This window comes from Janthinobacterium silvisoli (genome assembly GCF_014200725.1).
Classification (GTDB): domain Bacteria; phylum Pseudomonadota; class Gammaproteobacteria; order Burkholderiales; family Burkholderiaceae_D; genus Janthinobacterium.
Genome location: NZ_JACHCL010000006.1, coordinates 67,582 through 86,150, shown reverse-complemented (window position 1 = coordinate 86,150; position 18,569 = coordinate 67,582). Strand labels below are relative to the sequence as shown.

Annotated in this window: 14 protein-coding genes; 8 read left to right on the top strand and 6 right to left on the bottom strand. The window is 59.3% G+C overall.

What is annotated here, in order from left to right; translation table 11 throughout:
* Positions 1–356 precede the first annotated feature (356 nt).
* Both HDE75_RS22060 and HDE75_RS22055 read right to left on the bottom strand, forming a co-directional pair.
* Positions 357–1,598, bottom strand: coding sequence for a hypothetical protein (locus tag HDE75_RS22060; RefSeq protein WP_183680532.1), 1,242 nt, complete (start codon positions 1,596–1,598; stop codon positions 357–359).
* Positions 1,599–2,011: 413 nt separating this feature from the next.
* Positions 2,012–3,517, bottom strand: a complete 1,506-nt coding sequence (locus HDE75_RS22055; protein WP_183680530.1) for a DUF3369 domain-containing protein — start codon at positions 3,515–3,517, stop codon at positions 2,012–2,014.
* Positions 3,518–3,949: 432 nt separating this feature from the next.
* On the opposite strand from HDE75_RS22055, the gene HDE75_RS22050 reads away from it, so the two are divergent.
* Positions 3,950–4,447 (top strand): DUF3016 domain-containing protein, encoded by a 498-nt coding sequence (locus HDE75_RS22050; RefSeq protein ID WP_183680528.1) that lies wholly within the window; start codon positions 3,950–3,952, stop codon positions 4,445–4,447.
* Positions 4,448–4,487: 40 nt separating this feature from the next.
* Here HDE75_RS22050 and HDE75_RS22045 read toward each other — a convergent pair whose 3' ends face one another.
* Both HDE75_RS22045 and HDE75_RS22040 read right to left on the bottom strand, forming a co-directional pair.
* Positions 4,488–4,931 carry a thioesterase family protein gene (locus HDE75_RS22045; RefSeq protein ID WP_183680526.1) on the bottom strand — a complete coding sequence of 148 codons (444 nt, stop codon included), beginning with the start codon at positions 4,929–4,931 and terminating at the stop codon, positions 4,488–4,490.
* Between the two features lie 103 nt (positions 4,932–5,034).
* The gene (locus HDE75_RS22040) at positions 5,035–6,240 is read right to left on the bottom strand and encodes a PQQ-dependent sugar dehydrogenase (RefSeq protein ID WP_183680524.1); all 1,206 of its coding nucleotides are present in this window, start codon (positions 6,238–6,240) and stop codon (positions 5,035–5,037) included.
* A gap of 273 nt (positions 6,241–6,513) precedes the next feature.
* On the opposite strand from HDE75_RS22040, the gene HDE75_RS22035 reads away from it, so the two are divergent.
* The gene (locus HDE75_RS22035) at positions 6,514–7,620 is read left to right on the top strand and encodes an S-(hydroxymethyl)glutathione dehydrogenase/class III alcohol dehydrogenase (protein ID WP_183680522.1); all 1,107 of its coding nucleotides are present in this window, start codon (positions 6,514–6,516) and stop codon (positions 7,618–7,620) included.
* Between the two features lie 125 nt (positions 7,621–7,745).
* Positions 7,746–7,979 carry a hypothetical protein gene (locus HDE75_RS22030; protein WP_183680520.1) on the top strand — a complete coding sequence of 78 codons (234 nt, stop codon included), beginning with the start codon at positions 7,746–7,748 and terminating at the stop codon, positions 7,977–7,979.
* Between the two features lie 20 nt (positions 7,980–7,999).
* Here HDE75_RS22030 and HDE75_RS22025 read toward each other — a convergent pair whose 3' ends face one another.
* Complete coding sequence (locus tag HDE75_RS22025) at positions 8,000–9,007, bottom strand: GlxA family transcriptional regulator (RefSeq protein ID WP_183680518.1); 1,008 nt, start codon at positions 9,005–9,007, stop codon at positions 8,000–8,002.
* A 115-nt stretch (positions 9,008–9,122) separates the two neighbouring features.
* Between HDE75_RS22025 and HDE75_RS22020 the strand changes: the two genes are divergently transcribed.
* The 3 genes from HDE75_RS22020 to HDE75_RS22010 all read left to right on the top strand — a co-directional run bounded on the left by HDE75_RS22020 (position 9,123) and on the right by HDE75_RS22010 (position 13,449).
* The gene (locus HDE75_RS22020; RefSeq protein WP_183751114.1) at positions 9,123–12,080 is read left to right on the top strand and encodes a polymer-forming cytoskeletal protein; all 2,958 of its coding nucleotides are present in this window, start codon (positions 9,123–9,125) and stop codon (positions 12,078–12,080) included.
* Positions 12,081–12,180: 100 nt separating this feature from the next.
* Positions 12,181–12,879, top strand: coding sequence for a dienelactone hydrolase family protein (locus tag HDE75_RS22015; RefSeq protein ID WP_183680515.1), 699 nt, complete (start codon positions 12,181–12,183; stop codon positions 12,877–12,879).
* A gap of 153 nt (positions 12,880–13,032) precedes the next feature.
* Complete coding sequence (locus HDE75_RS22010; RefSeq protein ID WP_183680513.1) at positions 13,033–13,449, top strand: SRPBCC family protein; 417 nt, start codon at positions 13,033–13,035, stop codon at positions 13,447–13,449.
* 36 nt (positions 13,450–13,485) lie between these two features.
* On the opposite strand, the gene HDE75_RS22005 is transcribed toward HDE75_RS22010, so the two are convergent.
* A complete protein-coding gene (locus tag HDE75_RS22005) occupies positions 13,486–15,114 on the bottom strand; it encodes a M28 family peptidase (RefSeq protein WP_183680511.1) in 1,629 nt (542 codons plus the stop codon).
* Between the two features lie 172 nt (positions 15,115–15,286).
* Here HDE75_RS22005 and HDE75_RS22000 point away from each other — a divergent pair, with 172 nt between their 5' ends.
* Together HDE75_RS22000 and HDE75_RS21995 are read left to right on the top strand one after the other, a co-directional pair.
* Positions 15,287–16,150: an alpha/beta fold hydrolase gene (locus tag HDE75_RS22000; protein ID WP_260174256.1), complete on the top strand. Its 864-nt coding sequence runs from the start codon at positions 15,287–15,289 to the stop codon at positions 16,148–16,150.
* Between the two features lie 215 nt (positions 16,151–16,365).
* The gene (locus HDE75_RS21995; protein ID WP_183680507.1) at positions 16,366–18,501 is read left to right on the top strand and encodes a DEAD/DEAH box helicase; all 2,136 of its coding nucleotides are present in this window, start codon (positions 16,366–16,368) and stop codon (positions 18,499–18,501) included.
* The last annotated feature ends 68 nt before the right edge of the window (positions 18,502–18,569 follow it).

Sequence of the window (18,569 nt, the reverse complement as noted above, 5' to 3'; positions counted from 1 at the left end):
TTGCCGTACATGCGTACTGTCTGCGTCGCCGCGCCTTGCCCTCGACATTTTTCAGGCCCGCTTGGCCCGTAGCACCCAGCTTGACGTCTTGGGCCAAAGCATGTTTTGCTGGTATGCGTATCGGCCAGGGGCACTTGGCTATTAGCGCCGGGACTTCGACATTAAGGCGCCGATAACAACTCCAATTGCGATCCCCGGACCAATGCCTAAGCAAGATTGCCGATCGCGACGCCAATTCCACATCCAATCGCTATTCCTAAACAAATGCCAACGCCTATGAATTTGCCATGTTTTTTGTCGGGTGAATCGCTCATAGAACCTTTTTATTGAAATTATTGAGATGCCCTCCACTCCTTCTACGGTGTCACGAGCTGCGCAGAAGCGCTGCCTTCGGGGATCATCAGGGCAAAGTCGTAGCCGTTGATCAGGTTAAACATTTCAATGTCGCCCCCCGCCAGTTTGCGCGAGCCTGGCCGCAGTGACCGCAGATCAAATAGAGACCAACTGCCGTCGGTGGCGCCTGCACTGGCCAGCAGCTTGAAGGCCGAGCTGTCAAGTTCGATTGGTGCCGGCTGATATGGCTTGCCCGCGCCCGCGAATCTCAGTTGCGTACCCTTCGCCGCCAGCACGATCAGGTGCAGCGAGGTATGGCCGTGGCCTTCGGCGCGTTCAGCCAGAAAGTTGCCAATGTCACGATTGTTGAGTGGATTAATACCCTTGTATGCGTGATTTGCGCCGACCTTGACCACCAGTTTTTGCTCTTGCATGCCGAGCCGGGTTTCCAGGGTCCGCTTTAACAGCGTCAAACGTAAGCGGTTGGATAGGTCGCGATCGCCGGGCACTTGAGAGGCGCTTTTCTGATAGATGGCGCGGGTGGCCAGCAATGCATCGAGCAGGCCTAGCGCGGTTTTCTCTTTGGGGCCAGCAAGTAGCGGGCGCAACGAGGTCAGTTCCTCGGTTGAGGCCGATAGCATGAAGTACTCAAAGGGATTGCCGGTGGCTGCCGCCTTTTGAGACGCGACAGCTTCCATTTGACGCAAGGCTTCCAGCTTCGCGCGGGCGGCCGGATTAACCGGCTGGGCCAGCATCAGGTTGATCAGGTATTTGGCCGCACCCACGAATTCCTGATCGATGCCCCACTGCTCGAAGCGCGGTCCTGCGGCCACGGCAAAGCCGGCCAGCATCTCTGCTTCCTGGCGCATGGTGTAGAAAGCAACGGAGTCCGGATAGGTGGCGTTGAATCTGGCGATAGCAGTAACCGCGTCGGCGCCCTTGAGCATCCCTTCGAGCGCGCTCGTCACGGCTGGACCATTTTCAGCTACCAAGGTCGTGAAGCCGGCAGGGGGCAAGGCATTGAAGTAGGCGGATGAGAACTGGGCGATCTCGGCGACACCGTGATCCTCGCCGAGGAGAACGTACTGCGCCTGGCGCGAAGCCTGCAGCAGCAGTGCCGCACCGGGTCCCGATAACGTGCCTTTGTCAACAGTGATAGCGAGCCGGTTAGCTGTGAGTTTTTCAAGGACGGCGGTATCGGCGACGGCCGAATCGGCGACGCCGAGCGTCAGGGTGGCGGCAAGGAAGGCGAGACGGAAGAACATAGTAGTGTGGTCCGATCAGGGTGGTCAGTGAATGAGTCAAAAGTTTAAACTGTCGTTAGGAGCGTCGGCTTCTGGCCGTAAGCAGCGTCATCATCACAAAGCGGAGTCTTCCGGATTGACGGTGCAGAATGAACTGCCCGCATACCCAGTTCGAATGCAGTCTGTGAAATGCGTGCAAAACGGATCGCATGAAAGACGAGAGCCACGCGGCCTTGCGCTTTTTTGTACTGTCAAAGCATCCGCCAAGAACGGCACAACGCCTACAACCAAGGGACGCAACAGCGTTCAAACTGCCTCTTGGCCAATTGCCGACGTTCGCCGATTCCCTCCACTTTTGCAAGCTGTGCGTGACGAGATCAGCCGTGGCTGCATTGCCCGTGCTGCGCCTGGCTTACGTATCCGGGCAGTCCCGGCTAGTCCGGGAAGCGTTGATTCAGCGCCAAGGCCTGATCCAGATTGGCTATCAGCAATTCCACATATTGCGGGTCCAGGTGGCTCCCGCTGACTTCGCGCAGGTAGCTGACGACTCTTTCCAAGGGCCAGGCATCCTTGTAGCAACGTTTGTGCATCAGTGCGTCGAACACGTCGGCGACGGCGGCGATGCGCGCGTATTTGTGGATGTGTTCGCCGGCCAAGCCCTGCGGGTAGCCGCTGCCGTCGAATTTTTCATGGTGCTGGTGGGCGATCACGGCGGCTGCCTTCAACAGCGGGCGCTGCGAGCCGTCGAGGATGGACATGCCCACCGTCGGATGCTGTTTCATGATTTCCCATTCGGCGGCATCAAGCTTGCCCGGTTTCAGCAGCACCGCGTCGGGCGTGGAAATCTTGCCAATGTCGTGCATCGGTGCCGCGTGGCGCAGCACCATGGTTTCTTCGTCGGACATGCCGGACGCCTGCGCCAGCAGCTGGCACACTTCGGCCATGCGGCGCACGTGGTTGCCGCCTTCGTGAGAACGCGATTCGACCACGTCGCCCAGGCGCAGGATCAATTCCGCCTGGGTATCGGTGATTTCCTGGGTCAGCAGGATATTGTCGAAGGCGATCGCCACGCCCGAACAAAACACTTCCAGCAGCTGCGCGTCGAGGTCGGAAATTTCTTCCACGCCCTTGAGCACCAGCAAGGACGCCTTGCCGCTGCTGTTAGGAAAGTAGCCGACATAGGTATCGCCTTGCAGGCGCGAGATTTTATTGCTCTTGGCATCGTCCAGCTGCGACAGCAGGGCAGGGCTGAGGATGCCGTCGTCCGTATCGCCGATCTGCGCGAGGATTTCATAGTCTTGCTCGCCCGTAATCGCGCTGGCGCCGCGCAGGCGCAGCAGCATGCTCGTTTCCAGGCGCAGCAGGGCGACGACTTGCTGCAGCAGGCCGCTGGCGAAGTCGCGCAGATTACGCTGCTTGAAGATGTGGGCGGAAGCGGCGATGACGCGCTCCAGGCCTTCGCGGTAATTGAGCTGGGCCAGGCGCGCTTCCTCGACCTTCATGATGTCGCGGTAGGCGCGCAGGGCGGCAAAGGTGGTGGTGAACAGCTTGGTGCGGTCGAGCTCGGTTTTTTCCTTGTAGTCGTTGATGTCGTAATTGACGATCACACGCTCCTCGGGCGCCTGGCCGGGTTGTCCGGTGCGCAGCACGATGCGCGTAAAGCGGTTGCCCAGCTCTTCGCGCATCCAGCGCGCCACTTCCAGGCCGCTGTCTTCGCGCTCCATCACCACGTCGAGAAACACCAGCGCAATATCGTTTTCGCGTGCCAGCACCTGCTTGGCTTCTGCTCCGCTGTAGGCGTGCAGGAAGCTGAGAGCGCGGCCTTCCAGGCGGAAGCGGCTCAGTGTCAGTTCAGTGATGTCATGGATGTCCGGTTCGTCATCGACGAGCAAGACTTTCCAGGGAGGTAACTTGGGCGATGCTGAAGACAAAAAAGACATGAGGGCGAGTTCCGCTAAAAGGCATAACTGACGCAATGCAAGACGCCCTGCGCCAGGAATTCCTGTGCGCCACTACCGGCGTTGCGCGTTTTTCGGGCGCATTTTGTCGATTGTAGACTGACAGCTAAGTATTAACAACAGGCAATAATGCATGTCCTGCTGCATGTAAGGCTGAGTTTAAAAACCTTGATTTGACAGCATTTTTATTTTATCGCTTAGGCAACTATATTTTCAAGACAATACTTTATTTTGATTAATATTGCTAATGAAACTGTAAAAAAGCGTGTGTGTGGGAAATTGTGTAAGCTGACCAGAAAGATCGTAACAAGGTATGAATTTTGCAAAAAGATGGGGAAGATGCGTTTATAGTAAAGCGTAGTTTAAAGAACTGAGGTGGCATGCGTGCCACCGAATTCCTTGAAAGGGATCATCATGAACAAGAAGTTGACGCGCACCCTGTTCGCGGGCATGGTCTTGCTGGCCACCAGCGCTGCCTGGGCCGATACGCAGGTGCAGTATGACAAGCCTGATCAATTTACTGACTTGCCTTTTGACCAAAGCCAGCGTGACAGCGTCTTGAAAGACTTGACGGCGCATTTCGAGCAACTGGGCAAGAAACTGCCGGCAGGCCAAAACCTGCAGATCAACATTACTGATATCGACCTGGCCGGCCGGGAAGATCCACGCCTGCGCGGTATCAGCGATATCCGCGTCATGAATGGCCGTGTCGACTGGCCGCGTATACGCCTGCATTATGTGCTGGAACAGAATGGCAAGGTGATCAGCAGCGCCGACTCGTCCTTGTCCGACATGTCATACCTGAGCCGCATCAACCGTTATTCCAGCGGTGACCGCTTGCGCTATGAAAAATTGATGATCGATGACTGGTTCACCAATACCTTCGGCATCGATGCCCAGGCAAAGCGGTAGTCTGGCTGCCAGGCGCGCCATCTGGCCAAGGCCTGCGGTTTTAATCGACCCAGTTCACCTGTGGAAACTTGCTGCCGAAATCTTCCGGCATCGGCACCACCTGGCTGAGCTTGTAGTTGAAAAACACAAAGCCTGACTTGGCCATGGCGATCAGGGTATTGTCGCGTGGGCGCGTGATGCGGAAAGTAATGTCGCCGCCATATTTATTGAAGTCCATGACGCCCACTTCAAATAGCAGCTGGTCGCGCGCATGGGCTTCGGCGCGATAGGTGGTGGCCAGGTCGGTGACGATAATGCCGGTGCCGTCCGCTTCGATATCGCGCACGCCAAATTCAAACAGAAAGCGCGCGCGGGCTTCGGAAATCATGGAAATCATGGAATCGTTGCCGAGATGATTGCCTGCGTTGATGTCCGTCGTGCGTACAGTCAATTGCGACGAATAGCAGTATTGGTCTTCAGGAAATTCAAGTTTCAAACGGGCCATAGTATTCTCTTGAGCTAGTGCGCAAAGCGCGGCTAAAAAGTTAATTTTAGCCGGTTCCACGAATTCCATCGAAAAACACCCTGGCGCATGCCATCCCTACCATTTACTTGCGCGCAATCCGGTAAACCGTACCCGTACCACTGAGCATATATAGCTCGTTCTGGGCATCTTGGCCAAAAGATAAAATATTGCCCACATTCGTGATGCCCCAGTCCGTCACTGGCGATGCCGTGCCATTGCTGTAGCTAAAGCTTTTCAGCCAGCCGTTGCAATAATCGGAATACAGGTATTGCCCTGTCAATTCCGGCAAGGCCGTGCCGCGGTACACATAACCTCCCGTGATCGAGCAGCCACCCGCGCTGTCATGACCATAGGTGATCACGGGCAAGACCAGCCCCGCCTGGCTGCATGTGCTGCTGTTGTAGCACAAGTTGCCTTCCATGATGTTCCAGCCATAGTTGTTGCCAGCCTGGCCCACCGGGCTGACATCGACCTCTTCCACCCTGGCTTGCCCCACGTCAGCGATATACAACAGCTGGGCCGGCACGTCGAAGGCGTAGCGCCATGGATTGCGCAAGCCATAGGCCCAGATTTCGCCGCGCTGGCCAGCCGATCCGGCGAAGGGATTACCAGCCGGAATGGCGTAAGGCTGGGCCACGCTACTGTTGTTGACATCGATGCGCAGCAGTTTTCCTAACAGCACATTCGTATTTTGTGCATTGCCGGGCGGATCGCCGCCGCTGCCCCCATCGCCCGTGCCCGCATACAGATAGCCGTCCGGGCCAAAACTGAGCAGGCCGCCGTAGTGGTTGTTGAATGTGGGGTGAGCGATGGTAAGTATGGTCAGTGCGGATAAAGGATCGGCCAGGTTGGCGTTACCGGCCGACACCTGCCGCCGTTCGATGACGATATCGCCGGCCAAATTCGTGTAATAGATAAAGAAATAGCCATTGCTGGCGTATTGCGGGTGAAAGGCGATCGACAGCAGCCCCCGTTCGCCATCATTGGTGGTCAACGCGCTGATGTCGAGGAAGGGCGTGGTCAGCAGATTGCCATGGTCGACGATACGGATGCGGCCTTGACGTTCGACGATGAACAGACGGCTATCGCCTGGCGGCGCCGTGAGGAAGATGGGGGAACTCAAGCCGCTGGCGACCGGTTGCAGGGCAAGCGCCAGCGGCGTGGGCGTGGGCCCCGTGCCCGGAGGGTGGTCGTGATGTCCGCCACCGCAAGCGGCCAGCAAGCCGAGGCAGCAAACCAGTAGCAGGCAAGGCCAGCTTTGGGAACTCAAGGAAAATTGCTTGCGCATATCAGTCTCCTGCAGGAAGGACAGAATGGCGACTCGAAAGAAAGTGTGCCGTGTTCAGGGTGCGCGTTTTTTAGCCGCTAAAGTTGAGGCAGCGCAAACGAACATATAGCCTGTGCAGCCTAAATCCGATAAGCGAGCACGTCCGTGCGCTGCTGCACCGTGCGCAGCATCGGACAACTGCGCCGCGTTTTCAGACAATCGCGGCCTGCGCGCCTGTGCAGGGCGGGAAGGCGACCGATAATGGCCCTTTTCGAAACCGAGCAGGAGTTGTAGATGAAAACCAAAGCAGCCGTGGCATGGAAGGCGGGCGCGCCCTTGACCATCGAAGAAGTGGACCTGGCCGGCCCGCGCGCAGGCGAAGTGCTGGTCGAGCTGAAAGCCACCGGCATTTGCCACACGGATTACTACACCTTGTCGGGCGCCGACCCGGAAGGCTTGTTCCCTGCCATCCTGGGCCATGAAGGCGCGGGCGTGGTGGTCGATGTAGGGCCTGGTGTGACGACCTTGAAAAAGGATGATCACGTGATTCCTTTGTACACGCCGGAATGCCGCCAGTGCAAATTCTGCCTGTCGCAAAAAACCAATCTGTGCCAGGCGATCCGCTCCACGCAGGGCCGTGGCCTGATGCCGGACGCCACCAGCCGCTTTTCGCTCGATGGCAAGCCGCTGTTCCACTACATGGGCACCTCGACCTTTTCGAATTACATCGTGGTGCCGGAAATCGCGCTGGCGAAAATCCGTTCCGATGCGCCTTTCGACAAGGTCTGCTACATCGGTTGCGGCGTGACCACCGGCGTGGGCGCGGTGCTGTTTTCGGCCAAGGTCGAGGCAGGCGCCAATGTGGCCGTGTTCGGCCTGGGCGGCATCGGCCTGAACGTGATCCAGGCGGCCAAGATGGTGGGCGCCGACAAGATTATCGGTATCGATATCAACCCGGCGCGCCAGGAAATCGCCCGCAAGTTCGGCATGACGCATTTCATCAACCCGAACGAAGTGGAAAATGTCGTCGATGCTATCGTGCAACTGACCGATGGCGGCGCCGATTACTCGTTTGAATGCGTGGGCAACACGACCCTGATGCGCCAGGCGCTTGAGTGCACGCACAAGGGCTGGGGCAAATCGTTCATCATCGGCGTGGCGGCCGCTGGCCAGGAAATTTCCACGCGGCCATTCCAGCTGGTTACGGGACGTGAATGGCGCGGCTCGGCATTCGGCGGCGCGCGTGGACGCACGGATGTGCCGAAGATCGTCGACTGGTATATGGAAGGCAAACTCAACATCGATGACCTGATCACCCACCGCTTGCCGCTTGAGCGCATCAATGAAGGTTTTGACTTGATGAAGAGCGGCGAATCGATCCGCTCGGTGGTGCTGTACTAGTTCTATTGTACGAAGCGCGCAACACTTGCGCGGCTATGCGGGGCGGTCTGCTGTACTTTGGCCGCCGCCCCTGCTAGTGTCCATATATGGTTTTCATATTGTGAACGTTGCCGCGGGAGTCTACGATGTTTGCCACTGCCTATCTTTCCACCTTGCGCCGCATGCTGCCCCTCTTTGCGGCCGCTGCAGCCGGTTCCCTGATCGCCTTCTGGTTCAGCGGCGCCGCCATCCTGGCGACGCCTGCCATCTGGCTGGCGCTGCTGGCCACTTTCCTGCTGTCGGCCCTGATGTTTACGCCGCTGGCCTTGCATCGCCGGCAACTGGCGACGCGCCAGGTTCGCAGTAAAAAGTTACGCTAAAAAGTTGCGCTAAAAACTGCTTATTCCCGCCTGGTACTGGAAAAGCGTTCGCGGTAATCGCGTGGGGTAATGCCGAGTTTCTTGTGGAATAGCCGGCGCAAGCGTTCTTCGCTGTGCAAACCCGTCTGCGCGGCCACCTGTTTCAGTGACGTGACGTTATCTTCCAGCAGGCGGCGCGCCACTTCGAAGCGCGCCGTTTCGATAAATTCCGTGGGGCTGGCGCCGGTCTCGCGCTGGAATACGCGCGTGAAATTGCGCTCGCTCATGGCCAGCCTGGCCGCCAGCAGCGGTATCGTCAACGGCTGGGCCAAATGTTCCATGATCCAGCCCTGCAACTGGCGCATGCCCGGGTGCGTCGTCATCTGGCTGGCCAGGTGCACGGAAAATTGCGACTGGCCGCCTGGCCGTTTCAGATACACCACCAGGTCGCGCGCCACTTCCAGCGCGATATCGCGGCTGAAATGGTCTTCCACCAGCGCCAGGGCCAGGTCGATGCCTGCCGTGACGCCGGCCGAGGTCCACAAGTTTCCCTCGCGCACAAAAATCGCATCGGCATTCACCTTGATCTGCGGGTAGCGCTGGCGCAGGCTGTCTACCGCGCTCCAGTGTGTGGCGGCACTCTTTCCGTCCAGAATACCGGCCTCGGCCAGGAAAAAGCAGCCCGTGCACAAGGCAGCCAGGGTAGGGATGCGGGGCGCCGCCTCGGTCACCCAGGTTGCGATGGCGGGCAGTTCCTGCAACACCTCTTCCACGTTGTGGCAGCCGACGATCACGGCCAGGTCCGGCAGGCGGGTGCTATCCAAAGCTTTGCTGGCGTGCAGAGACATCAAAGTATCGGACTCGACAGGTCCAACGGTGGTCGAGACGATTTGCACGTCATAGCCGCCAGCTAACTGACGCAGGCGCAAATGGGTGTTGGCGTAGTCAAACACCTTCATGGCGCCGATAGCTTCGAGCGCCTTGAAACCGGGATAAACGATGATGTCGACGGTGCGCAGCGGCGTGTCAGTGGGGGTTTGCTTGATCATGCGATATGCGCGAGGGTAAAAAATACTGCCATAATGCAACAACAGCGAGGCCGTAGATTAGCATGGAATACTCTACCGGCGTTTTGCCCTCCCACTCATCAGATTTCCCGATACCGTGCGCATATACACTTTTCTTGCCGGCTTATTCTTCTTGCTGTGGACCGGCCTGGTCCAGGCTGCAACGCTCAATTTCAATGGCACCGATGTGACCGGTTGCAGCCGTAGCGGCTCGCAATACACTTGCGCATCATTATCACTGGCCGATACCGACGCCATCGTGATAGCCAGCGGCGCGGCCGTTACCGTCAACAGTGCATTGACGATCACCTATAACCAGGGCTTGACGATGAGCGGCAGCGCCGCCTTGACGGTCAAGGGCAACTTCGATATCACCAACGTCAATCCCAATAACCTGAGGATATCGGGTGGTAGCCTGGCGGCGCCGGGCTACACCTTCAGCATGGGCGCACAGGCGCAGACCATCAGCGCGAATATTTCCGCAGCCAGCATCAACATGGGCTCGAATAATGTCAATGTGACGGGCAGCATCAGCGCCACGGGCCAGGTGAGTATCGCTTCCGGTTCCACCATCAAGGGGCCGATCAGCGGCGACACCGTCAACATCCTGGCGGCCAATAGCCAGATCACGGGCGATATCACGGCGGTCACTGCCATCACTGTCGGTTCGGGCAGCCAGGTCAAGGGCAACCTGACCGCGCCCACCGTCAACCTGCAGGCATCCAGCCTGTCCGTCACGGGCAATGTGAAGGCCTTGAATTCCTTGACGATTGCTTCTGGTAATAACATCAAGGGCAATGTGGAGGGCGGCAACGTCACCCTCAATGATTCGAACGCTTACATCACCGGCAATGCCCTGGTCGACCATATCACCCTGGGCTGGCAGGGCCGGGTACAGCAAACCATCACTTGCAAAGCCTATACGCCAGCCAACCCCTGCAGCTGCGTGACGAATAACAGCGGTTATGCCTACACCGACCCATTGGGACCGAAATGCGGCGCCGGCACCCAGGCCGGGCCCGACCATTTCCAGATCACGCATCCGCCCACGGCGCTGACGTGCTCGCCTGCACCCGTCACCGTGACGGCTTGCGCCGATGCGGCGTGCAGCACTGTCTATACGGGCGCCGCCCAAGTGACGCTGACGCCCGGCGGCGCCACGGCGCAAATCAATGCCAGCACGCCGGCGACGGGCATTGCCACCTCCAGCGTGTCGCAGACCACGCCTGCCAGCAATGTCTTGATAGGGCTGAGCAGTACGCCGGCCACCACTGGCGCGCTGGTGTGCAAGAGCAGCGTGGACAACAGCACGACGAATTGCAGGATGGCTTTTGTCAGCAGCGCCTTGCAGGTCAGTGGCGCGCCCCGTTATGCTGAACAGGACGACGGTACGGCCGCCATCAGCATCAGCGCCCTGCAAGCGTCGTCGTCGAATCCGAATGCCTGCGTGCCCCTGTTTGCCGGACAGAACAAGACGATCACCTTGAAGTGCAGTTATGCCGACCCGTCTTCAGGAACCTTGCCTGCGCGCATCAGGGATGCGAATGGCAATCTGATACCGCTCGGTGTCAATGCCGGCAGCGCCTGTAGCGGGGCCGGTGCGCCTGTCAGCCTGGCATTCAACGCCAATGGCGTCGCCACGCCATCGATGCTGTATGCGGACGTGGGCACCCTGGGCTTGAGCGCCACCTATGCTTCCACCAGCGGCAGCGATAGCGGCTTGACGATGACGGGCAGCGGCAATGTCATCGTGGCGCCGAAAAGTTTTGCCTTCAGCGCCATCGCCACGCCGCAGCGCTCGGGCCTGGCCGTGACGCCCGTGTCGCCAGCCACCGTCATCAATGTGTCCGCCTTGAATGCGTTGAACAAGGTGACAGCCAATTTTGGCCACGAATCGGTCACGCAGGCGGTGAGCCTGGACCGTCTGTTGGTGTCGCCAGTTTTTTCGGGTAACAATAATCCTCCCGTCGTGGGCAGTGTGCTGTTTGCAAACAATGGCAATGGCGTGGGCACGGCCAGTGGCCTGAGCTGGCCGGAAACGGGCACTATCCAATTTACGGCCAACTTGAGCGCTTACCAGGGCGCCGCTTTACCGGCCACCGGCAATAGCGCCAACGTGCAGTTTATTCCCCACCATTTCATCACCGAAACTGTCGGTACGCCGCCCATGGCATGCCAGTCGCCCTTGAACTGCGTCGGCTCGCCAGCGGGTTTTGTGTATTCCGGCCAGCCATTGAACTTGCGGATCACGGCGCAAAATGCGCTTAACGGCACCACCGCCAATTACGACGGGCGCGACAGCAGCTTGACGGCCAAGGTGAATTTGCAAGGCTACGATGCGGCCAGCGGCACGATGGCTTTTCCACCAAGCAACCCCAGTGGCAGCCGCTTGACCGATGGCAGCACCGCACAAAATACGGTGACCGGCATCGCGCCAGCCAGCTTTACGGCGGGCATTGCCAACACACAAATCGCTTACCGTTTTCCTGGTGCTTATGCCGTGCCCGCTGGCACTACAGCGCTGGCGCCGCCCACGGACGTGCTGTTTCGCGCCACCACCACGTATTCGAATGGCATGGGGGTGAGTTCATCCTCGGTTTCAGCGCCTGCGTTTCCTTCGGGCGGGGGCGGTGTGGAAGCGAAGCTGACGGTGGTGACGGGCCGCATCATGGTGCCCAATAGCTATGGTTCGGAGCGCTTGCCTATCCGCTTGCCGGTGCAAGTGCAGTACTGGGATGGCGGCTGGAAAACCACTACCTCGGACAGCGTCAGCAGTTTTACCCAGGCGGCGGTGATCCTGGTCAATTGCAGCAAAGGTTTGGCGTCCAGCGGCAATAGCTGCAATGGCGCCGTCAAGGCGGCGCAGGGTACGTACACCGTCAGCACGGGTGTCTTGCCGCTGCCGAATGGGCAACTGGTGTTGCTGGCGCCTGGTCTGGCGGGCAGTGTCGATGTATCGGTGGGCGGCTTTCCTTATCTGCCCAGCACCATCGGCCGCGCCGTTTTCGGCGTCTATAAATCGGGGCCGGTGATTTATTTGCGAGAGATGTATTAACAAGCCATCAAGCTAAAAGGGCGGGCAGCGCAGACTCGGAAAAAACGCAGTAACATGCTTTCCGCGTTATGCATTCTTCCCTCACCTGAATGGACACCCTATGAGCACAACTTCGCAGTGGATCGACATCGCCAGCCCGAATGGCAGCTTCCAGGCTTACCTGGCCGTGCCGCATATCGGCAAAGGCCCCGGCATCATCCTGTTGCAGGAAATTTTTGGCGTCAACGAGCATATCCGCGCCGTGGCTGACCAGTACGCCGCCGATGGCTACGTGGTGCTGGTGCCGGACCTGTTCTGGCGCGAAGGCGCGCACATCGAGCTGGGCTACGAGGAAGCGGGCTGGAAACGCGCCCTCGAACTGATGCAGGCTACTGACAATGAGCACGCACTGGAAGACATCACGGCCACCGTTGCCGCTCTGCGCGCGCGCCCTGAAGTGGAAGGCAAGATCGCCTCGATCGGCTATTGCTTCGGCGGCCGTTTGTCCTACCGCACGGCTGCTGCCGGCCTTGTCGATGCAGCGATCGCCTATTATGGCGGCGGCATCCAGAACCAGCTGAGCCTGGCAGACCAGATCAAGGTGCCGCTGCTGATGCATTTCGGCGGCCAGGACAGCCATATTCCGCCAGAAGCCGTGCAACAGATCGCCCAGCGCTTTGAAGACCGTGAAGAGGTGGAAATCCATATCTATCCGGGCGCGGAGCACGGTTTCAACTGCACCCACCGCTCCAGCTACCACCAGCGCGCAGCCACCCAGGCGCATGGCAATTCGCTGATCTTCCTGTCGGAAAACCTGTAATCGATTGTTGAAAAAGCGGGCAGCAAGCGCTGTCCCTTGAGCAGCAAAGCCGCACGGGCGCTACAATAGCGCCTGTGCCGGGCCTCCCCGGCAGGCGGGCACGGCGCTACGTAAAAGCGCCCCGCAAACCCAGACTAGGATGTTGAATTAAAGATGGCCCAAGTAATTGTTTCTGTGACATTGGCGGCAAGCGCCGAAAGAGTGTGGGATTTTATTGGCGGCTTCCAGTCGCTGGCTGAATGGTCAAGCTCGATCAAGACCAGTTTGGCGGAGCAGGGCGGCCGGGTGCGCCGCTTGAAGACCACGGACGGCGCCATCATCGCCGAACGTCTGCAAAGCTTCAGCGAAGCAGACAAGAGTTATAGCTACACCATCGTATCGGGACCGATTCCCGTCAAGAATTACCGCTCCACCCTGCGCGTTACCGGCGAACCGGGCGCAGCCTCGTGCGTGGCCGAATGGTCCAGCGAATTTGACGCAGCCGAAGGCGTGGAAGACGTCATGATCGCCGCATTTCAACATTTGTATGAAACGGCCTTCGTTGACCTCAAGCGCATTATGGCAATCTAAACAACAAGGGCAGCTCCTGGAGCTGCCCTTGTTGTTTTAGCGCTTCACCTTGCCAAACGCCTCACCCTTGTTCCAGGTCGGCATGGTCTTGTCGTTGGCCACTTCATAACCGAGGTTCAGGGTAAATTGCGCCTGCTGCACCATGCCCGACAAATCCCAAGCGGGATTGTATTCATCGGTCACCTGGTGATATACCTTCTTGAAGGCCACCATGCGCTCGCTAGATGCTTTCGGATCTTTTACGAAATCAAAGTAACCGTCGCCGGAGAACACGGCCGAGCCCACGTTGAAGGCGGGCACACCAGCCTTGGCAAAGCTGAAATGGTCGGCACGGAAGTAAGCGCCCGACAAATCGGGAATCGCTGGCGCCAGGCGCAGGCCCATGCGCTTGGCGACCTTGCCGGCGCTGGCATACAGGCTGCTGCGCTCGGCACCGGCCACGCCGATGTCGCGCGTCTTGCCGACAAAGTTCATGCTGTCCAGATTCAGGTCGGCAGCGGTTTTGTCCAGCGGCCACAGCGGCGAGCGTACCCAGGCCGTGCTGCCCAGCATGCCGGTTTCTTCGCCGGCCGGCCACAGGAAGATTTGCGTGCGGCGCGCCGGTTGCTTCACGGCTACTTGCGCCATGGCCAGCAAGGCCGCCGCGCCCGAGGCGTTGTCGACTGCGCCGTTATAAATGTGGTCAGTCTTGTCGCCGCGCGCCTGGCCGCCTTCATCGATGCCCAGGTGATCCCAGTGGGCTGAATAAATCACCGCTTCGTCTTTCAGCTTCGGATCGGTGCCCGGCACGATGCCGGCCACATTGAATTGCTCGATGCTGCGGATCTTGCTGTCGAGCTTGACTTGCACGGTGGCGTTCAGGGCGACGGGCTGGAATTCGCGCGTTTCGGCCTTGGTGCGCAGGGCGTCCAGGTCCTGGCCGGCCGCCTGGAACAGTTCGCGGGCCGTGTCTTCCTGCAGCCAGCCTTCGAAGGCATTGCCGGCGCCTGCCAGGTTGAAGCGTTCATGGCTGAAGCCGTTTGCAGGCACACTCCATGGGTAGGACGCCGATTCCGTGGTGTGGATCAGCAATACCCCAGCCGCACCCTGGCGCAGCGCTTCCTCGTATTTGTAGACCCAGCGGCCATAATACGTGAGCGACTTGCCGGCAAAGCGGTTCGGCTCGGCCGCCGTCGGTTGCGGGTCGTTGACCATCATCACCAGCAGCTTGCCCTTGACGTCGATGCCCTTGAAGTCATCCCATTGCTCTTCGGGCGCGCGGATGCCGTAGCCGACAAACACCACCGATGCGTCGAAGACCACTTTTTCCTGGCCATTCGAAGCGCCATACACGATGCCCTTGCCAACCACGGGCGAGAAAGTCTTGCCGCCAGCCGTGAAGCTGACCGTACTGTCAGGCAAGGCCTTGCTGCCAACGATCTTCAAACCCTGGCGATAGGTGCCATCTTTCAATGGTTGCAGGCCGATCAGGGCTGCCTGGGTTTCCAGGTAGCGCACCGCCAGGTCGCCGCCGCGCTGGCCCGTGCCACGGCCCTCCAGCAAGTCGTCCGCCAGGAATGATAGATGGGCGCGCAGCGGCGCCTCGGCGACGACGGGCAGGGACTGGGCATGGGCGTAACTGCTGAGTAAAGCGATGCCGGCAGCGAGGGCAAGGGAAGAACGCATGAAGACTCCAAAAGTGAAAACGGGAAGGCGATGCCGGGATCAAGGTCTGGCATCAGCGGCAATCTTACTCTACCGCAAGCGGCGGCGCGAGGCGTGCGGCGCGGCTGCAACGATCCGGGCCACAATGCAGGCTGGCCGCCAGCCGGCTGGCCCCAGCACAGGGAGTGTCACCATGAGCGCAGCAGAGAGCCACCATCATTCCGGCAATACCGTGCAGACCGCCGACGGTAGCTTGATTTACTACAAGGACTGGGGCAGTGGCGCGCCCGTCGTCTTCAGCCACGGCTGGCCCTTGTCGTCCGACGCCTGGGAAGACCAGATGTTTTTCCTCGCTGAGCACGGCTACCGCGTCATCGCGCATGACCGGCGTGGCCATGGCCGTTCCAGCCAGCCTTTCCAGGGCAATACCATGGATACCTATGCCGACGACCTGGCCACCCTGATCGATGCGCTGGACTTGCAGGGCGCTACTCTGGTCGGGCATTCCACGGGTGGTGGCGAAGTGGCGCGCTATATCGGCCGCCACGGTACGGACCGTTTGGCTGGCGCGGTGCTGGTGGGTGCCGTGCCGCCATTGATGCTGAAGACGGACAGCAACCCGGTGGGCTTGCCGCTATCGGCCTTCGACGATATCCGCGCTGGCGTGCACAAGGACCGCAGCCAGTTCTTCCGCGATTTGAGCGAGGCGTTTTATGGCTACAACCGGCCCGGCGCCCAGGTGTCGCAAGGCGTGCGCGACAGTTTCTGGCGGCAAGGCATGCAGGCGGGCATGCCGGCCGCTTACTTGTGCATCAAGCAATTTTCTGAAACGGATTTCACGCCGGACCTGGCCAGGTTTGACGTGCCGACCCTGGTGATCCATGGCGACGATGACCAGATCGTGCCGATTGCCGCCTCAGCCAGGCGCACTGCGGAATTGATTATTGGCAGCAAGCTGCTGGTGTATGCGGGCGCCCCGCATGGCCTGGCAACCACACACAAGGATAGATTGAACCAGGACTTGCTGGCTTTTTTGTCCAACCCTGGCGCAACGTAATGTCCGGGCCGGCAGGTTTGCCAAATATCTTGCAAAAGATTCAATATTGACACGATATTGCACCAATTACGTGCGGATCGCCGATTTTTCTGCGTTTTAAGACGCAAAAAACGGCGTTATCCGGCTGGCATCCACCCGGTATGCTCCAGTAAAGAGTAAACTAGAGGATACACTCTTTCGCATTGGGCGATTCGAGCGAACTTGTGAGTGATTTCATGTCTGATACACCAATTTCCTTATTTTCCGACCTTAACCTGAGCGAGCCGCTGGTTCGCGCGCTCAAGGATGTCGGTTACGAAACACCGTCGCCTATCCAGGCGGCCACGATTCCATTATTGCTCGCCAACCGCGACGTGCTGGGCCAGGCGCAAACGGGTACCGGTAAAACCGCTGCCTTCGCCTTGCCTATCCTGTCGCGCATCGATCTGAAACAAAGCTCACCGCAAGCCCTGGTGCTGGCCCCGACGCGCGAACTGGCGATCCAGGTCGCTGAAGCGTTCCAGGTCTACGCCGCCCACATCCCTGGTTTCCACGTGCTGCCGATCTACGGCGGCCAAAGCTATGGTCCGCAATTGTCGGCGCTGCGCCGTGGCGTGCACGTCGTTGTCGGCACGCCAGGCCGCGTCATCGATCACCTGGACAAAGGTTCGCTGGACCTGTCCAAGCTGAAAACCCTGGTGCTGGACGAAGCCGATGAAATGCTGCGCATGGGCTTTATCGACGATGTTGAACGCATCTTGCAAGAAACGCCGGAAGGCCATCAAACGGCCCTGTTCTCGGCCACCATGCCGTCCGTCATCAAACGCATTGCCACCACCTATCTGAACCAGCCGGCCGAAGTCACGGTCGCTGCCAAGACCGGTACGGCCGACAATATCCGCCAGCGCTACTGGCTGGTGTCGGGCATGCACAAGCTCGATGCACTGACCCGTATCCTGGAAGCGGAAGCGTTTGACGGCATGATCATCTTTGCCCGCACCAAGCTGGGCACGGAAGAGCTGGCTGGCAAGCTGCAGGCACGCGGTTTCTCGGCGGCTGCCATCAATGGCGATATCCAGCAAGCCCAGCGCGAGCGTACGATCCAGCAGTTGAAAGACGGCAAGATCGACATCCTGGTGGCGACCGACGTGGCCGCCCGTGGCCTGGACGTCGAGCGCATCAGCCACGTGGTCAACTATGACGTGCCGCACGATCCGGAAAGCTATACCCACCGTATCGGCCGCACCGGCCGCGCCGGCCGCAGCGGCGAAGCGATTTTGTTCATCACCCCGCGTGAAAAGAACTTGCTCAAATCCATAGAACGCGCCACGCGCCAGCCGATCGGCATGCTGGAATTGCCGACCATTCAGGCTGTCAATGACGTGCGTATCGCCAAGTTCAAGGAACAGATCACGGAAACCCTGGCCTTGGGTGAACTGGAACAATTCCAGTCGCTGATCGAAGACTACGAGCGCGAGCAAAACATTCCTGCCATCGAAATCGCCGCCGCCCTGGCGAAGATGGCACGCGGCAATGTGCCCTTGCTGCTGGACAAGAACAAGCAGCGCGAGCAAAGCACCTGGCAAGACGACCGTCCAGTACGCCAAGACCGTTTTGACCGTCCTGAGCGCAATGACCGCTTTGAGCGTAACGACCGCTTTGAACGTGGCGAGCGCAGCGAGCGTCCAGCCTTCCCGAAAAAGGAACGCATCTCGCGTCCTGCTGACGCCGGCATGCAAACTTTCCGCATCGAAGTGGGCCATCAGCATGGCGTAAAGCCTGGCAACATCGTGGGCGCCATCGCCAATGAAGCGGGCATCGATTCGAAAAATATCGGCCGCATCGAAATTTATGACGATTACAGCGTCCTCGATTTGCCCGATAGCATGCCGAAAGAATTGCTGGATCAGCTGAAATCCGTCTGGGTTGCAGGTCAGCAGTTGCGCATCAGCCGTGACGGCGACGCACCGGACCTGGCGCCAGCGAGCCCGCGCAAGGCCGCCAAGGCTGCGCCAGCCGCCGCACCGGACGCAGCGTTTGACGCCGCGCCACGGGCACCGAAGAAAGAACGTTCACGTCCAGGCGTGACGGCGTACCGCATCGAAGTGGGCCGTCAACACGCTGTAACGCCAAGCAACATCGTGGGCGCCATCGCCAACGAAGCAAATCTGGAAGCCAAGCTGATCGGCCGTATCGATATCTATGACAACTTCAGCATCCTGGATATGCCGGAAGGCATGCCACCGGAGATCCTCGACCACCTGAAAACGGTCGTCGTCTCGGGCCAGAAACTGCGTATCAGCCTCGATGACGGCACCACGGAGCGCAAGCCTGAGCCACCGCGTCACAAGGCGCCGCGCAAGTTCAAGTAACAGCAGCCTCACAGGCGTCTCCCCGGCGCCTGTGTCTCGGATTCGAGACAACTGTGTACCTGGCGTGA

What these genes read in the sequence shown, in the direction of transcription:
- HDE75_RS22060 (WP_183680532.1), bottom strand. Translation starts at nt 1,598, where the DNA reads ATGTTCTTCCGTCTCGCCTTCCTTGCCGCCACCCTGACGCTCGGCGTC.
- HDE75_RS22055 (WP_183680530.1), bottom strand. Translation starts at nt 3,517, where the DNA reads ATGTCTTTTTTGTCTTCAGCATCGCCCAAGTTACCTCCCTGGAAAGTC.
- HDE75_RS22050 (WP_183680528.1), top strand. Translation starts at nt 3,950, where the DNA reads ATGAACAAGAAGTTGACGCGCACCCTGTTCGCGGGCATGGTCTTGCTG.
- HDE75_RS22045 (WP_183680526.1), bottom strand. Translation starts at nt 4,931, where the DNA reads ATGGCCCGTTTGAAACTTGAATTTCCTGAAGACCAATACTGCTATTCG.
- HDE75_RS22040 (WP_183680524.1), bottom strand. Translation starts at nt 6,240, where the DNA reads ATGCGCAAGCAATTTTCCTTGAGTTCCCAAAGCTGGCCTTGCCTGCTA.
- HDE75_RS22035 (WP_183680522.1), top strand. Translation starts at nt 6,514, where the DNA reads ATGAAAACCAAAGCAGCCGTGGCATGGAAGGCGGGCGCGCCCTTGACC.
- HDE75_RS22030 (WP_183680520.1), top strand. Translation starts at nt 7,746, where the DNA reads ATGTTTGCCACTGCCTATCTTTCCACCTTGCGCCGCATGCTGCCCCTC.
- HDE75_RS22025 (WP_183680518.1), bottom strand. Translation starts at nt 9,007, where the DNA reads ATGATCAAGCAAACCCCCACTGACACGCCGCTGCGCACCGTCGACATC.
- HDE75_RS22015 (WP_183680515.1), top strand. Translation starts at nt 12,181, where the DNA reads ATGAGCACAACTTCGCAGTGGATCGACATCGCCAGCCCGAATGGCAGC.
- HDE75_RS22010 (WP_183680513.1), top strand. Translation starts at nt 13,033, where the DNA reads ATGGCCCAAGTAATTGTTTCTGTGACATTGGCGGCAAGCGCCGAAAGA.
- HDE75_RS22005 (WP_183680511.1), bottom strand. Translation starts at nt 15,114, where the DNA reads ATGCGTTCTTCCCTTGCCCTCGCTGCCGGCATCGCTTTACTCAGCAGT.
- HDE75_RS22000 (WP_260174256.1), top strand. Translation starts at nt 15,287, where the DNA reads ATGAGCGCAGCAGAGAGCCACCATCATTCCGGCAATACCGTGCAGACC.
- HDE75_RS21995 (WP_183680507.1), top strand. Translation starts at nt 16,366, where the DNA reads ATGTCTGATACACCAATTTCCTTATTTTCCGACCTTAACCTGAGCGAG.